Source organism: Aquabacterium sp. A08 (genome assembly GCF_011742065.1).
Genome location: NZ_JAAQQT010000385.1, coordinates 1 through 287, shown reverse-complemented (window position 1 = coordinate 287; position 287 = coordinate 1). Strand labels below are relative to the sequence as shown.

Genomic DNA, 287 nt, shown 5'->3' with positions numbered 1-287 from the left:
GCGGTCAACCACCTGTACGGCAACCGCCACGCCGTGGCCGCCGGGCTGGTGGCCACGGCGGTGCAGTTCAACCCCGCCGCCCTGTTTTTTGCCGCACCCCAGGGCCGCCACGCCGACCGGCTGGCCACCCTCGACCGCTACCTGCAGGCCTGGAAGGCCGACCCGCAGTCGGTGTACTACGGCACCCTGACGCGCTGGGGCGCCCCGGTGGCCACCGCGCCGCTGGCGCGCGAGGTCTGGTGGGGCCTGGGCGCGGTGCTGGCGCTGTTGGTGCTGGCCCTGCTCGG

1 pseudogene is annotated in these 287 nt (G+C 75.3%); it reads left to right on the top strand.

Annotated features, from left to right (window positions below):
- Positions 1–287 (top strand): annotated as a pseudogene (locus HA630_RS27100) (diguanylate cyclase); the annotation flags it as partial.